We start from the raw sequence: 15,836 nt of genomic DNA, 5'->3' as shown, positions 1-15,836 counted from the left end.
TATGAAATTCAAGAAATTTTGTAACCTTACTTTTTTATTGATTTTTATTCATTCCCTGGGTTCGTCTCAAACTCTTCCTGTAGGTATTCCTGGCTTAGCGGATGCATTAAGAAGGCAACACCTTCTTAGTAATAATCAAAGTACAATATCCTTCAATATTAGGCCGATAGGGACAGAATTTGCTAGTCAATCGGATGAATTGCTTGATACTGAGACGAAAAAGGATGAAAATAATTTTATTTTCACGATTTTGCCGTTTCGAAATACAATTGAACTTAATACCAAGAGGCCTTATGGTTGGGGTAATGGTTTAATGATTCCAAATGTCGGAATTCAAAATTATTCTACTTTTGGGGCATTTGTTAAACTGTATTTTTTAAAAATTCAGTTCCAACCGGAGTACGTTTTTGCGCAAAATTTTGAATACCCAGGATTTCCTGATGGATTTGATGATAGGGTAACGAGGGAAAGGTATGTGTTTTGGAATGCAGGAGATTCTCCTGAAAAGTTTGGGAGTGGATCATACGCCAAATTCTGGTGGGGACAATCTAAAATTTCTGCTACAATTGGGGGCTTCGAATTAGGAGCATCCACTCAAAATATTTGGTGGGGCCCTGGTCAATTCAATACATTAACTATCGGCAATAATGCACGTGGGTTTCCCCACCTGACAATCAATACAGTCAAACCTGCAAAAACCTTCCTGGGTAATTTTGAAATGCAGTTGATTATAGGGACCTTAAAAGATTCACAGCTTGAACCTTCCCAAATCCCCCGCCTTAATCAACGTTTTTTTAATGACTTTTCCGGTGATTCAAAATACCTCAACGGATTTTCAATCAGTTATAACCCTAAATGGGTTTCTAATTTGTTTTTGGGAATGAGTAGAACATATCAGCAATATAATGATATGCGTGGAAATAAATGGAGAGATTTTTTCCCGGTAATTGACCCCTTTCAAAAACAAAAGGTCGGGTTTGATCTGGATAATGAAGGGAGAGATCAGCAAGTTTCTGTTTTTGGCAGGTATGTCAATTGGGATGCCAATGCCGAAGTTTATTTCGAATATGGGAAAAGAGACCATTCATATAACTGGAGGGAGTTCATTTTGAACCCTGATCATGCTCGAGCCTATTTGTTAGGGTTCACTAAGATTTTTGACCTTAATAACTCCTCCAAATCGCTTCAAATAAAGGGAGAGATGACACATCAACAGGAAGCAGTAAATAGATATATACGTTATAACGGATTAACAGGAGGATTGACTTGGCATACTCATTTTTTAGCCAGGGGATTTTCAAATGAAGGCGAAAACCTTGGAGTAGGTACTGGTGTTGGAGCTAATGTCCAGACCCTGGAGTTTTCCCTGGTAGAGAAATTTAACAAAATGGGGATTCTATTAGAACGTTTGGCCAACCACCAGGATTTTTACTACCGGGCTTTTGGTCAACAAAAGGAAGTACAGCCTTGGGTAGATCTTAGTCTTGGACTTTTATTTGATCACCGATGGGATAATCTTATGGTTAGTTCCAAATTACAGTTTATCAATGCCCTCAATTACCAATGGCAATTGGAGCCCGATAGTACTCCTGAATTTCCCAAAGGGCAAGATCTTTTTTCCATCCACTCCCAGGTCAGCCTGATTTACCTTTTTCAAAAAAATCATAAGCACTCCGATTAAATCATCTGTTCCTAAGCGTCCCTTATTTCAACCTTTCCGCAATTCGATTACCGTAATTTCCGGCCAGATGCCTACCCGGCCCGAAAAGGCATGAAATCCAAATCCCCTGTTGACATACAAGTGATTTCCAGCGAATTCAGCCAGCCCCGCCCAGTTGGGGTATCGGTATTGGGCCGGACTCCATCGAAACAGCGGAGTCTCTATACCAAACTGCATACCATGGGTATGACCACTTAAGGTAAGGTGTATTTTTTTAGGATGTCTTTTGACTTGCTTGTCCCAGTGAGATGGGTCATGGGAAAGTAAAATTTTAAATTCCTCATCCGCAACACCAACCAGGGATTTTTCTAAATCTCCTTTGGATTGAAAACCCACTCCCCAGTTTTCCACTCCCATTAGCCGGATTTTCTGGCCTTCCTTCTCAATTATCCTGTTTTCATCTAGCAACAAGTCATAGCCCAATTTTTGGTGCTGTTCCTTCAGATGCTCGAAATTCGCTTTTTTAGCCTCCGGGCTTGGCCAGGACGAATAATCCCCATAGTCATGATTGCCTAAAATAGAATACTGTCCATAGGGGGCTTTGATTTGTGAAAAAGCTTCCAGCATGGGCTCGATTTCATCTGCCTTGTGATTGACAAGGTCGCCTGTAAAAACGAACAGGTCGGAATTTTGAGAGGCGGCAAGCTCGGCTCCTCTTTTTACCGCCTCCATATCTGTAAAGCTCCCAGCATGGATGTCAGATAGCTGGGTGATCGTAAACCCATCAAAGGCTTCCGGCAGGTCTTTGAAATAAATGGTCTTCCGGATGGTTCGGAAATCGTATTTACCTTTTAAAATCCCGTATACGAAAGCCGTAAAAGGAATGGCTGCCACCGCAAAGGCCATTTGGCTGACGAACTTTCGCCGGTCAGGATAAACGGCCGGGCTTTCAGCATGGCTGGAAGAAAACCCAGATGAAAAATAGGAGATGGCCGCACTCACAGTCCGGTAGATGTCTTCTCCAAATAAGAATACAATGATTGTAAGCTGGGTAACAGCAATCGTCAGGAATAGGTTTAACGATTTCTGAGAGGTGGTCGATATTTTACCCTCTTGCAGGATGATAAAAAAGGTCAGGCCTATCCACAGGCTGATCCCTCCAGCCAATACCCAGTAGGTTATTTTTCCTTTTGAAAAGTACGCTTCGGGCAGAAGGGTTTTAACTCCCTGATATACGTACCAATTCAGAAAAAATAAAACTGCCAGCAAAATTAAAATAAAGACGATTCCTCCCACTTTTTTCATGGTTTTTTTACGCTACACTAATTAATCGCAAACAGTGCGCAAAGGTTTGTTTATCTGAAGAAAAAAGCCGAAATAACTGAATCAGTTGGTTACTATAATGGCTGAATATGAACTGAAGCAGTCAAGGTGGCTTCCTGCAGGTGATCGCCTCCAAAGGTCCCGTGAACCGGCAGGGTGTTTTTAGGGAGAAAACTACAGGCTAATGGAATGTAATATTCATCGGTCATCAGGCCCAGACTGGGGTCCAGGCCCACCCATCCAGCTCCTGGCAAAAAGGTTTCGACCCAGGCGTGGAGTTCATGCCCTTCGTCCAGTTCAGGATTAAAGGCATAGCCACTGACAAATCGGGAGGCCAGGCCCAAATGGCGTAGTATTTCTATCAACATCCAGGAAAGGTCCCTGCAGGAACCTCTTCCGGCAGCAAAGGTTTGAGTCGCCGGCCAAAGGTTCTCTTCCTCCCTGATGATGTGCTTCCAATCGGCATGAATGGAGGCATTTAGTTCTGTTAAAAACTGAATGGGATCTTTGCTGGTTAGTTTTGCCAGGCCATACTGTCTCAATAGAGAGTTATTACTATGTGAAAGGTAAGCCTGGAGCAGGGGCATATCTTCCTCCGGATACTGGAATGGAGTCTCTGCATGTTGGTCTAGCTTATTGATAAATCCCTGGTCTACCAAAAACAGAAAAGGATTGAAGGGACTGTGTGTGGATTCAAAAGAGGTACTGATGCTAAGCTTGCTCGTTTCTTTTGAAAACCAGACCTGGAAATAGGGATTACCCTCAATACTTTGTCTTTCATTCATTCCATCCGGTTCGGGCTGTATTTGAAGTAAAAATTGGCTTACCTCAAAATAGTTTCTTTGAAGCGGCTTTAAAAAAAGACTGTGGGGATTAAGCCCAACTGGCTGATGGTAGTCGTAAGTGGTGTGGTGTTCAATTTTTAGACGCATGAGTTATCATTTTAAGGGTAAGGAGACCCGGCATCTGCAGCAATCAAATGGAGGGAAATCTATTCGCTTTCTTCCATTTCTTCATGAAAGAATGCTTTTTTTAATATATCGGCCGGCAAATTATGAATGGCTTCTTTCAACGAATTATTCCAAAATTCAGATAAATGATGCAATTCGTGTTGCTCAAACCGATTTTCAATAATTTGGTAACTATCGTTTTCAAGGACGACCGTATCTATCGGATAGTCTACGTCATTCGCGCTGATTCGAGTGGCATCGAAGGCCAGAAACGCACTTTTTAATGCAAAATAAAGCGGTTCCTCATACTTTAACGACCTTCTCAGTACAGGGTTGCCAAAGCCGGTGTTGCCTATAATCACAAAAGGTGTTCCCTGCCGAATTTCTATCCAGTTACCCTGCGGATATAATAGAAAGAGCCGGGGTTCTTTGTCTTCTTCCAATTGTCCACCAATGATGGAGAAAAGGTTGAAAGTGAAACCGGATTTTTCCAGTGAGTCCATGTCTTCTTCCGCCACCCTTTTTACCTGGTCAGCAAATCCGTTGACCGCTTTGTATAACCTATCAAAGGAGGCATCTTCTTTTTCGATTAACTCCCCAAAATAGGTGATGGCCTTGTCCCGCACTGAGCGCAGGCCTGAGGTCATAATAAAGAAAGAGTGCTTTTTTCTATTGACGGTGTATAATTTTTTTGACGTGGTGGTTTCGTTGCCCGAGGTAATTCTGGTGTCCGCTAGCCCTACAATCCCGTGTTTTGTTTTTATTCCAATACAAAATGTCATCCTTGCTCCATAGTTTGGCTTACAAAGTTATCTTTTATTTGGAAATAATTATCGTTTATCTGATTGGATATAAAATTGATTTTCACCTGAAGGTGTTCGAGGTATTCGTGAAGTCCTGTGGCAATGATATCGTTGACATCATCAAATTCAAGTTTAGACCGCAGTTCTCCCATGGATTTTTCGGCCGGATTGGAGAAACCAGAACCATTGGTGCCTGAAATTTTAAATAAGCTTTGCTCGGCCTCCCGGAGGCAGAAAAACACGGACCGGGGGAAGTATTTGTTCAGGACCAGAAATTCAACCACGTACGAAGGATCTATGGTACCGTAAAGACGTCGGTAGGTATTAAAGGCAGTTACTGACTTTAACAGGGCCATCCAGTGGAGAAAGTCAAGGGGGGAACCTACTTCCTTCGGAGAGGGGAGGAGGATATGATACTTCACATCCAGAATGCGTGAGGTCTTATCCGCTCTTTCAAGGTATTGTCCCAGTTGGCGAAAATACCATCCTTCCGTGCGGGCAACAGTACTGTCTGCGATTCCATAAAGAAGTAAGATCTGAGATTTGACAGATTCAAAGAATTCCCTTGGATCTTCTTTTTTCCAGATTTTACTTTCTGAGGCTTTTTTGACAAAATGATAGGTTTCATTGAGCTTTTCCCAGGTTTCTTTGGTTAGATTTTCCCGGACCATTCGAGCATTTTCTCTGGCCTGAGATACAGACGAAATAAGTGAATTGGGATTGTCAATATCAAAAGCCAGAAAATAAATGACTTCCTGCATGTTATACCCTTGATTTTTTGTCTGGTAGAGTTCTTTGTCTCCCGTGGCAAGTACCAGGGGCTCCCATTGTTCCTTCAGGTCTCCGGGGAGGTCTAACATCAGGTTGAAATTTACATCAATAAAACGGGCATAATTTTCTGCTCTCTCAAGGTATCTGCCCAGCCAGTAAATGGAATTTGCTACTCTACTTAACATAATGTTTTTTTCTTGGTTAGTACAATACCCAGGTATCTTTGCTGCCTCCTCCCTGAGAGCTGTTAACAACCAGGGAGCCTTTTTTCAAGGCTACACGGGTAAGGGCTCCGGGAATTACTTCAATTTCGTTTCCGTATAAAATGTAAGGCCTCAAATCAACATGCCGACCTTCGATAGACTTATTGTCTATGATCGAGGGTACCGTCGAAAGGGAAAGGGTGGGTTGCGCAATGTAGTTTTTTGGGTTTTTTTGTATTAATTTCCGGAACTTTTCGTGCTCCTCAGCGTCTGCTTTCGGCCCGATTAACATACCATACCCCCCCGCTGCATTCGTTTCTTTAACCACAAGGTTGGCGATATTTTTCAAGACATACTCCCGGTCTTCTGTTTCCCGGCAAAGGTAGGTAGGGACATTTTTTAAGATGGGTTCCTGATCAAGGTAATACCGGATGATTTTAGGTACGTAGGCATAAACGGCTTTGTCATCCGCAACTCCGGTTCCTGGAGCGTTGGCAAGGGCAATGTTACCCGCCTTGTAGGCATCGAACAATCCTGGGATTCCCAGCATGGAATTCGGATTGAATGCAAGCGGATCCAGAAAGGTATCGTCAATCCTCCGGTACAGCACATCGATCTGTTGCAGCCCCTTGGTAGTTTGCATGTATACTTTTTTGTTTTCTACCAAAAGGTCCATGCCCGAAACTAATTCTACCCCCATTTGCTGGGCCAAATAGGAATGTTCAAAATAGGCAGAGTTGTACACCCCTGGTGTTAAAACTCCGATCACCGGTTTCGGTTTATCGGAGAGGAACTGCAGCATCTCCAAAAGTTTGGTGCTGTAGTCGGATACCGGACGCACTCCGAGAGTATTGAAAAGTTCCGGGAAAGCCCTTTTGATAATTTCGCGGCTTTCGAGCATGTAGGATACACCTGAGGGGCACCTTAAATTATCCTCGAGTACGTAAAAATCCCCGTCTTTATCTCTCACCAGATCGGTACCAGTGATGTGACACCAGATTCCTTTGGGTGGCGTAAGTCCGATACAAGGTTTCAGAAAGTCTTTGCTCCCGACAATCAGCTCCTTCGGAATAATCTCATCCTTGAAAATTTTTTGCTCATTGTAAATATCCTGAAGAAAATGATTTAAAGCGTCAATTCGCTGTTTGAGTCCATCTTCCAATATTTTCCATTCATGCCCGGGAATAATCCGGGGAATGATGTCAAGGTGTAGAATCTTTTCCATTCCTTCTTTATCATGGTAGACGTTGAACGTCATTCCCATGGCCATTTGCGCTTTGTCTGCCGAATACTGAAGGTGGCTGAGTTTCTTGGCCGAAATGCTTTGTATGAATTTACCGAAACTGTTGTAGTGAGGCCTTAGTTCCTGGTTCTTTTCATACATTTCATCGTAAAAGCCTTGTTGATTGTTATGGATTACCTTCATGGTGGGTGGTTAAAATCAGTTGATTTGGTCTTACTAATTGTATTAAAGATAATAATTTAAGTAAATATTGTTGAAACTACAATGAATCCCGGCAAAACACCCTAATTTATTACACAAAAAGGATGATATTTAGGTAAAATTGAAATAAGAGGTGACAGTTTAGCTATTGGTTTATTCCCGCAAGACGAAGTAGAAAGGCATATTCCATGGCTAATTCTTTTAACGCTCTGAACCGCCCACTGGCACCTCCATGGCCCGCTTCCATATTAGTATGAAGGAGAAGCAGGTTGTTATTGGTTCGCATCGCACGTAATTTAGCCACCCATTTTGTCGGCTCCCAGTATTGTACCTGGCTATCGTGTAACCCCGAAGTGACCAAAAGGTGCGGGTAATCCTGTGATTTTACATTGTCATAGGGAGAATAAGATAATATGTACTCATAGTATTCCTTTTCCTTGGGGTTTCCCCACTCGTCAAATTCTCCGGTTGTTAATGGAATGCTCTCATCCAACATGGTGGTAACTACATCTACGAACGGAACCGCAGCTATGACTCCAAGGAAGAGGTCCGGACGTTCGTTAATAACCGCTCCCATTGTTAATCCGCCTGCACTTCCTCCCATGGCAAATAGTTTGTTTTTATGCACGTATTTTTCATGAATCAAATGTTCTGCACAGGCAATGAAATCAGTAAAGGTATTTTTCTTTTTTAGCATTTTGCCTTCTTCATACCAATGCCTCCCCATTTCCTGCCCTCCACGCACATGAGCCATTGCAAATACAAAACCCCTGTCTAAAAGGCTTAGTCTGCTGGGACTAAAATAGGGGTCCGTGCTCAGCCCATAGGCACCATAAGCATATAATAACAAGGGATTTTCCCCCATTTTAGTAAACAAATCTTTTTTGTAAACCAATGAAATCGGAATTTCCTGTCCGTCCGGGGCAGTGGCCCATATTCTTTCTGATTGGTAGTCTTCGGGATTGTGACCACCCATTACTTCTTGTTGCTTCATCAGGGTTTTCTCCCTGCTGTCCATGTGATAATCAAATATGGAAGAGGGGGTTGTTAGCGAGTTATACCCATAGCGTAAGACCTCCGTGTAAAACTCCGGATTATTCCCCAACCAAACCGAGTAGGCGGGGTCCTGCATTCGGATGGTGTGCTTTTGTCTTCCATCCCAGGTATGGATTTCCAGCCTGCTCAGACCATTGAAGCGATTGGAAATTACCAGGTGGTGCTTAAATACATCGAATTCTTCGAGCAATACATTTTCCCTCACAGGAATCACTTCTTCCCAATGGATTTTTCCTGGTTGTTTTATGGGAGCCTTTACCAGTTTAAAGTTCTTTGCTCCGTCTGCGTTGGTCAGGATAACAAAATAATCCTCGTAATGTTCGACCTCGTATTCCAGATCCTTCTCTCTCTTCTGAATAAGCTTCCATTTTCCCTTGGGATTATCGGCAGCCAAGAACCGGTATTCGGTAGAAATGGTGCTCTGGCTGGCAATGAACAGGTATTTACCAGATTTGGATTTTTGTACCTGAAGGGTGAATTTTTCGTCCTTTTCTTCAAAAACTAATTCATCATCCGATTGATTTTGTCCCAGGATATGCTTGTAGACCCGGTTTGACCGAAGTGTTTTCGGATCTTGCTGGGTATAAAAAAGGGTTTTATTATCGCTTGCCCAAGCCATATTTCCGGTAATGGCTTTTATTGATTCTCTAAACGTTTCTCCGGTTTGCAGGTCTTTGAAATGAATGGTGTAGATCCTGCGACCCACGTCATCGGAAGCATAGGCCAGCAAATGCGTGCTTTCGGAAATGGCCAGGGCATTGACATGCAGGTACTCCTTTCCTTCAGCCAATTCATTCACATTAAGTATAATTTGCTCTTCATTAGTCAATTGTTTCTCTTTCCGGCAATAAATCGGATATTCATTCCCTTCTTCATATCTTTGGTAATAGTAATACCCATTTTTAAAATAAGGTACGCTGGAATCATCCTCCTTAATCCGGCTTTTCATTTCTTTAAATAAAGTCTCCTGCAAGCTTTTACCAGGAGCCAGGCATTGCTCTTTGTAGTCATTTTCTTGTTCAAGGTAGGCGAGGACTTCCGGATTTTCCCGGTCATTCATCCAATAATAATTATCTAACCTGGAATGGGAATGAAAATCAAGGTTCTTTGGTGATAATTTTGCCTTTGGAGCTTCTAATTGAAATTGATTTGCCATATTATTGATTTAAAACTTTTTATTTTGTCACTGATAAATTTAAAAACTTTTCAAATAAATATATATATTGAAAAGTTATGCTATTTATTTCAAAGTACTAATTACTATTTCTAACTAACAAAAGCATGGGATTGATTAAAGAATTCAAGGATTTTGCTGTAAGGGGCAATGTGGTAGATCTCGCCGTGGCAGTGATCATGGGCGGTGCATTCGGGAAGATAGTGTCTTCCCTGGTAAATGATGTCATTATGCCCCCCATCGGGTTATTGCTTGGAGGAGTAAATTTCAAAGATCTGATGATCGTACTTAAAGATGCCTACCTGGATCCGGCAGGAGTGGAAGTGGCCGCAGTGGCCATCAAATATGGAAATTTCATTCAGTTTGTAGTGGATTTTACCCTGGTAGCGCTTGCCGTTTTCATGATGGTGAGACTGATCAATAGCCTGAAGAAGAAAGAAGAGGCCGCACCCACTCCTCCTCCGCCTACCGTAAACAAAACAGAGGTTCTATTGGAGGAAATCAGAGATCTTTTAAAGAAGCAAAATGGATGAATTTAACCGGTAAAGATGATTTGTGTTTCTTTACCGGTTAAACTGGTACCTCAACTGAAAAGTGGTTTCCGTCACCTCGTTTCCGGGGATCTCCTGCAGCCCTGAACCGATGCCTTCTCTATTGGTATACGTCGTTTTTGCCCATCTGGCCCAACAAGTCAATTGATTGTTGATTTTGTATTGTGCCAGCAAATAACATCTCATCCCTTGCCCATAGAAATTGGGAACAGAGAAGGCCCAAAGGACATTTTTCTCAAAAAGGTATTGTCGGTTTTCGAAATCATCGGTATCAAATAACGAAATCCTCCCACTGAATTTCCAATCGCCCACACTGCCCGTTAAATCCTGAAAAATAGCGAAGCCCCTGGTTTTTGTTCCATTTATTTGATAAGAGCTGTGTTGGAGTCTGGTCTTTGCCTGCCACCATTGATTAGGTTGGTAGCTCATATTCCAGACAAAGTTTTTTCTCTTGCCTTCAGCCAGCAAATATTGGTTATCCGACTGCTCATCCGATAATAGGTTCCTGCTTTTACTTTCTTCCCGCCATTGAAAGAAAAATGCCAACTGCTTATTCGGTGTGTAGGTAAAACGGCTAAGCCACTCGCTGCCCGAAGAGGGAGCATACATGCGGAACCGCATCCAGGGAAAGGAAAAGTGATCGTAATAGGCAGACCAGGTGATTTTTCTGAAGGGTTTATAGCTCAGACCCAGGTAGAAGCCCTCTTCGTTGATGGGCCGGGAGCCTTCGGAAAATGCATTGCCATAGAAGGAGTGGAAGTTTCGGTCAAATTTTCGCCATACCAGGGAAAAGTCCACCTGCCGGCTTAAACTACTCATAATACCGACTACCTGCCCTTTTCCCATACTTTGGGAAAGTGCCGACTCAGCAAAAAAGTAGTGGTTAGCAAAATTATAGGAAAGGTAAAGACTTCCGATGGAATTATTTTCTCCACGAAATTCGAATTGATTGTATACCCGGGCTCTCGGTATTAGTGGACGGCTGTAACGGGTGTGAAGAAAATTGGCACCAACCTGTAGGTTATTCTTAGGGCTCTGGTAGTGGATATTTGTTCCAATATTTTGTTCCCTGGCCTGCGCTTTTTTTTGAATTTCACTTTCAGTTCGATGATATCCCGAAAGGACAAGCGAAGATAAATACCCCTCGGAAGATTCAAGGCTGTCCCGAAAAATTTGGATACTAGCGTTTCTGGGAGCAAGGGAATACATCCCCGTCCACTCAAAATTTCCTTTTTGGTAGGTAATAGCCCCTCCCCGAAAAAAACCGGTTTCCAAAACCGAGGTATAGGGGCGTAGTCCCAGCGAACTTCTTCGAACAGTAGCGACTGTCTCGGATCCTTTTCCTACGGAAAATCCTGCCCCAAATACCAGCCCCTGACCGAACTGAAACTGATAATCGCCTAACGTGAGCATCTTCATAGCTCCTTTGTTGTAAAGGGTATAGTGAAAGGACAAAAAATCCATTCCATACCTTCGGGTACGCCCGTCCCATACGAATGGTTCACCGGCATCTTTATCAGCGGTCAGGCCCAGGCTGAAATCACCCGGTTGTTGCAATCGCAGCCTGACGTACACGTCATTGGGATCCCCAAGATAGCGGTTGCTCAGTGCTCCACCAGGCAGGGTATCCGGCGGGCTAAATCCCTTTCTGGTTTGCCAGACCCTTCGTTGCCTAAGAATAAAATAAGCATTTTCCGCTGTTCGGATTCGTTTTAAACCGGCAACGCCAGGAAGCGTTTGGCTGGAATTCAATTGCACAAAGGGCAGGATACTTTCGATCGTTTTCAGGTCCCACTCGGGAATGGCTTGTAATTCGTATGTGGAGAGCAAAGGGCCAAATTCAGTTCGATAGGTCATAAACGTTTCCACCTGCAAGGGGGAAAGGATATGCAATGACCTCAGCTCTTCGGCAGAGACTACCTGTAGATCCAGGGGGTTTAGGTGAACCTGCAGGAGACTTTCGTAGAGGTCTTCATACGGAATGTCCTCGTCCTGAAAGGCAAAGCGCTCCTCAATGAACCGTTCGATGTCCAGGCCATTAGTAGGTAAGGATTGGGCAAATAGGACCTGGAAACAGCTTGGCACCAAAAATACAAGAAGGAAACGAGGAGTCAAGGTTCGGAAAGGTTGTAATTGAGGGAAAAATGGTGGGTAAAGCCCAAAAGAAAATGCCGGCTCATGGCATAATCTACTTGAAATCTCCTGGGCCTGAAACCAATACCGAAAAACAGATGGTTTGGATTGGTATTGATACCTGTTCTTGCCCATAGCTTCTGCTCGAAACCATAGGCCAACCCTGCTTTGAACCTGGCAGGAGTTAACAATTCTTTTTCTGATTCGAAATTCAACATTAGATCTTCTGAGGGACGATAAGAAATACCTGCTTTTACAGTGGTAGGCAAGTAGTCCTTGCTAGATTTGCTGATAGCAGCCCGGGTGATGTTGTAGGCATGTGCTCCAAAAAATAGGCCTGGAAGCAGTTCTGCCGTTCCTCCAAATTCGAACACCGGCTGGGCACTTCTACCGAACCCTTCAATATTGGTTTGAAAATAGCTGATTTTTACACCGAGGCTTGCCAGACCGAGCTGGTTGGCGATACCAATACCGACTTGCTGTTGGTTAAATAGCTTTCCGCCATAGCTGGAGATACCGATACCCAGATTCCCCAGGTTGTTGGTAGGAATGATAAGTCCGGTGGAGAGCGTTGTGAGCTCACTTAAGCCCAGCCTGTGGTCATAGCCGGCTATTGCTCGCAGCTCCTGGTTGGCTGTTCCCAGTGCACCGATGTTGTTAAATATTGCCCAGGGATCATTGAGGGTGACGCTGGCATTTCCCAGTCCCATGCTTAATGCTCCTTTCGGGAAATGATCCATGCTGTTTTGTGACCGCCCGGTAAGGACAATCAAAAAGGAAAAAAACAGAACGGTCGGAATCCATTTCTCCATGATTCGAAAAGTTGGGAAAACCACTTAGCGACAAATGAATTTAATACAAAAAAATGTATTTTAAAAACAAAAAAAGTAATTTACAAAGGTGCTTTCACGTTGATGAAAAAATTGCCCGTTCCGGTGTTATTGACGGAATACTCGAAGCGGAAAACGGCATCATAAATACCGATGAGATCCAATCCCAGTCCGTATCCCGAAAGATATTGATTTGTCAAACCTGCATTTTCAGGAATACGGTTAGCATCTCTGACATACCCCTGGTCAAAATTGGCACTCAGGTATAATTTGAAGGGTATGACGGAAAACTCCTCGATGGGCATGAAGTCCGAAATATCAAAGGCAATATTTAATAATTCATACCGAAGGCTGTTTTTATGTACAATGGTCTGCTGCCCTTCGATCACATTTATCTCATAGCCGCGGATAAAATCAGGTTTGTATCCGATCCCTCTTACCAGGGTATAGGGCTGCCTTGGACTAAAAAAAGCGGATCCGGAAATACCGGTTGCAAAATGAAACTTACCTCCCAGACGCGTATATTTACTGGCTAATAACGAAAATTCAGTTTCGCGAATGTCATCTCCTGAGAAAAGCCCGTACTGGCTAAGGCTTAAGTCCAGTAAGGTACCCTGAGTAGCATAAGCTACATTGTCTCGATTGTCGTGTCGGTATCGGTAAGTAGCTTGAAAATATTTTAGTCGTTCGCTGTCATGGGTGAAGTAATTTGGATTCTCTATCAACACGTCTTCATGAATCCGGGTGTTGTGGATTCCCAGGGTCAGGTAATGGAAATTGTAAAAGCTGCCCCGGAAACTATATGTTAAAAAGGCATTGAAAGTTCTCCGCAATACGTCTTCTTCCTGATTTTTGTAGAAAAATTGTTTGTTATCAACAGATTTGATAGGGATGTTTTTGTTTGTGAAATAATTGAATTTCGCAGCCAGCCCATGTAACTGGTTTTTGTCCAGATATGGAATGCTGTAATTGAGGTCAATGGCCTGGGTAAAACCCAATTGTCCGATCACCCGGAGTTTTTCATTCCTGCCTCCTACATTATTATGGTCAAGCTTGATACCATAATTGACCCTCGAAAAATCCCTTCCCTGGTTGATCCACCACTCTGAAAAGTTCCTGTCTGCAAGGTTAAAGATGAGGCTGGGCAAAATGTACCACCTTTCTTTCAGCGAAACCAGTAACTCTACCTGCTCATCGCCTACAAATAAAGGAGTTAATGTGACTGTTGTAAAAAGTTGAAGGTTGTAGATTTTTTTCTGGTCTGCCAACAGCATTTCTACGAATTCCTCCCAGTCGTATGTAAGTTCTGTTTGGATATCCATTTCCCTCAGAATGATATTTCTCCGGGTTTTTTCATTACCTACTACAAAGATATTGTTGACCGTTACCTTCTCCGGGGGATTGGCTGGGTCGTTAGCACTTCCTCCGTTTTCAGCCTGCGCCCACAGCGGCTGGCTCGCCATGCAGAGGTAGCAGGAAAGCAGGATTTGAAAGAAAAAGGAAGGAAAATATTTCAAAATAACTAGATTTTTTGTGAAGGGCCGGAGAACTTAAATAATAAATTTTACCTTACTAGAAGTAAATACGATATAAGTGAAGAAAATAGTTAAAAATATTGCCATTTTTCCCATTTTGATCTATCAATATTTACTATCTCCCTTATTTCCAAGGTCCTGTCGATTTTATCCCACCTGCAGCCAGTATATGAAAGAGGCCATTCAGAAACATGGCGTGTTAAAGGGTGCCTGGTTAGGAATAAAAAGGATTGGACGGTGTCATCCTTGGGGGGGACAAGGACATGACCCCGTTCCCTAATTCCTGATTTATTTCTGGTTTGTTTTCTTGGTTTTAAGGGCATAAATGACCAATCCTATACCTGCCAAAACTAAGGGAATGCTCAGTGCCTGCCCCATATTGAAAGTCAGATTGTCTTCAAAATCTACCTGATTTTCTTTGAAAAATTCCCAGACAAAACGCATTCCAAATACGGAAATTAGAAATAAACCAAGGTATAAGCCTTCCGGAATGCCGGCCTTGTACTTTCTCCACCCTATGAAAAGGAGAATGAAAATCAGAAAATAAGTGAGTGCTTCGTAAATCTGAGTAGGATGCTTGGCGATACCGAAGGTTTTGACTACTGCCAGGTAATGATCCCCTTCATCCGTTATTTCCATATTTAATGGCGTCTCAGGATTTTCAGCCATGTATTTTTTGGAGCTGTTGAATCGTGTCAGGGCATACTTTACATCCCTTTCCAAAACGGAGGCTAAATTACTTTCGTCAAACCCTCCTTTGCTGATGCGAATATCAATATTTACCGGAACCCTGCCGGTGCCCTGCAGTTCGTCTTCCCGGTCCTCCGGTTTATAGGACTCTATGGATTCAATGGGGAGGTTCATCGTACTCAATATGTCCTCTGTATCACGCGCAAATACAATACCCTGGTCTGTTCCAGTGGCTTTTCCGCCGATTTCAGAGTTCATCAGGTTGCCAACACGTATGAGTGCCCCGGTAAGTGCCACGACTATAACAATTCGATCGACTACCCACAAATAAGACTGGCCGGGAGTTTTTTTGGCATAAAGCCATAAGGCAAATAGAATACCTATAGCAGCCCCATGACTAGCAAGTCCTCCTTCCCAAACCTTGAGAATATCTATGGGATTACTCAGGTAGCGTGCCGGTTCGTAGAACAACACATGTCCGAGACGCGCTCCCAGAATAGTGGCCAATACCATATAGATGGTAAGCCGATCTACTAGTTGTTCATCATGACCTTCTTTTCTGAAAAAATGGACCATGATTTGTTGAGAAACGATAAACCCTAGAGCAAAAAGCAGGCTGTACCACCGCAACCTGTCAAATCCTGAAAAAACTGCTGGGTTTGGACTCCAAACCACGTAATACAACACATTATTGATCATTGTCTTAACTTTTT

13 protein-coding genes are annotated in these 15,836 nt (G+C 43.0%); 3 read left to right on the top strand and 10 right to left on the bottom strand.

The genetic code is table 11. From position 1 onward, the window contains the following. Position 1: 1 nt before the first annotated feature. Positions 2 to 1,681, top strand: coding sequence for a capsule assembly Wzi family protein (locus tag GKS34_RS09990; protein ID WP_163384678.1), 1,680 nt, complete (start codon positions 2 to 4; stop codon positions 1,679 to 1,681). A gap of 27 nt (positions 1,682 to 1,708) precedes the next feature. On the opposite strand, the gene GKS34_RS09985 is transcribed toward GKS34_RS09990, so the two are convergent. The 6 genes from GKS34_RS09985 to GKS34_RS09960 form a co-directional block, all read right to left on the bottom strand. Continuing rightward, positions 1,709 to 2,965, bottom strand: coding sequence for a metallophosphoesterase (locus GKS34_RS09985; protein WP_163384677.1), 1,257 nt, complete (start codon positions 2,963 to 2,965; stop codon positions 1,709 to 1,711). 92 nt (positions 2,966 to 3,057) lie between these two features. Continuing rightward, positions 3,058 to 3,915 carry a transglutaminase family protein gene (locus tag GKS34_RS09980; RefSeq protein WP_163384676.1) on the bottom strand — a complete coding sequence of 286 codons (858 nt, stop codon included), beginning with the start codon at positions 3,913 to 3,915 and terminating at the stop codon, positions 3,058 to 3,060. 59 nt (positions 3,916 to 3,974) lie between these two features. After that, positions 3,975 to 4,715 carry a proteasome-type protease gene (locus GKS34_RS09975; RefSeq protein WP_163384675.1) on the bottom strand — a complete coding sequence of 247 codons (741 nt, stop codon included), beginning with the start codon at positions 4,713 to 4,715 and terminating at the stop codon, positions 3,975 to 3,977. Continuing rightward, on the bottom strand, positions 4,712 to 5,692 hold the full coding sequence (locus GKS34_RS09970; RefSeq protein WP_163384674.1) for an alpha-E domain-containing protein: 981 nt from the start codon (positions 5,690 to 5,692) through the stop codon (positions 4,712 to 4,714). The genes GKS34_RS09975 and GKS34_RS09970 overlap by 4 nt, the downstream gene beginning before the upstream one ends. 16 nt (positions 5,693 to 5,708) lie before the next feature. After that, positions 5,709 to 7,136 carry a circularly permuted type 2 ATP-grasp protein gene (locus tag GKS34_RS09965; RefSeq protein WP_163384673.1) on the bottom strand — a complete coding sequence of 476 codons (1,428 nt, stop codon included), beginning with the start codon at positions 7,134 to 7,136 and terminating at the stop codon, positions 5,709 to 5,711. A gap of 163 nt (positions 7,137 to 7,299) precedes the next feature. Further along, positions 7,300 to 9,366: a S9 family peptidase gene (locus tag GKS34_RS09960; protein WP_163384672.1), complete on the bottom strand. Its 2,067-nt coding sequence runs from the start codon at positions 9,364 to 9,366 to the stop codon at positions 7,300 to 7,302. Positions 9,367 to 9,491: 125 nt separating this feature from the next. On the opposite strand from GKS34_RS09960, the gene mscL reads away from it, so the two are divergent. Next, on the top strand, positions 9,492 to 9,917 hold the full coding sequence (gene mscL, locus GKS34_RS09955) for a large-conductance mechanosensitive channel protein MscL (RefSeq protein ID WP_163384671.1): 426 nt from the start codon (positions 9,492 to 9,494) through the stop codon (positions 9,915 to 9,917). A 30-nt stretch (positions 9,918 to 9,947) separates the two neighbouring features. On the opposite strand, the gene GKS34_RS09950 is transcribed toward mscL, so the two are convergent. The 3 genes from GKS34_RS09950 to GKS34_RS09940 form a co-directional block, all read right to left on the bottom strand. Then, positions 9,948 to 12,050, bottom strand: a complete 2,103-nt coding sequence (locus GKS34_RS09950; protein ID WP_163384670.1) for a ComEA family DNA-binding protein — start codon at positions 12,048 to 12,050, stop codon at positions 9,948 to 9,950. Next, positions 12,047 to 12,880, bottom strand: coding sequence for a PorV/PorQ family protein (locus GKS34_RS09945; RefSeq protein WP_163384669.1), 834 nt, complete (start codon positions 12,878 to 12,880; stop codon positions 12,047 to 12,049). Before GKS34_RS09945 ends, GKS34_RS09950 begins: the two co-directional genes overlap by 4 nt. Positions 12,881 to 12,960: 80 nt before the next feature. After that, positions 12,961 to 14,415, bottom strand: coding sequence for a BamA/TamA family outer membrane protein (locus GKS34_RS09940; RefSeq protein ID WP_317167972.1), 1,455 nt, complete (start codon positions 14,413 to 14,415; stop codon positions 12,961 to 12,963). Positions 14,416 to 14,500: 85 nt separating this feature from the next. Here GKS34_RS09940 and yidD point away from each other — a divergent pair, with 85 nt between their 5' ends. Beyond that, complete coding sequence (gene yidD, locus GKS34_RS09935) at positions 14,501 to 14,713, top strand: membrane protein insertion efficiency factor YidD (RefSeq protein ID WP_435380108.1); 213 nt, start codon at positions 14,501 to 14,503, stop codon at positions 14,711 to 14,713. Between the two features lie 8 nt (positions 14,714 to 14,721). On the opposite strand, the gene GKS34_RS09930 is transcribed toward yidD, so the two are convergent. Next, entirely contained in the window at positions 14,722 to 15,822 is a 1,101-nt protein-coding gene (locus GKS34_RS09930; protein ID WP_163384667.1) for a prolipoprotein diacylglyceryl transferase, read from the bottom strand. Positions 15,823 to 15,836 lie beyond the last annotated feature (14 nt).

This window comes from Cyclobacterium jeungdonense (assembly GCF_010994275.1).
Classification (GTDB): Bacteria; Bacteroidota; Bacteroidia; order Cytophagales; family Cyclobacteriaceae; genus Cyclobacterium; species Cyclobacterium jeungdonense.
This window is presented reverse-complemented; position numbering and strand designations above follow the sequence as displayed.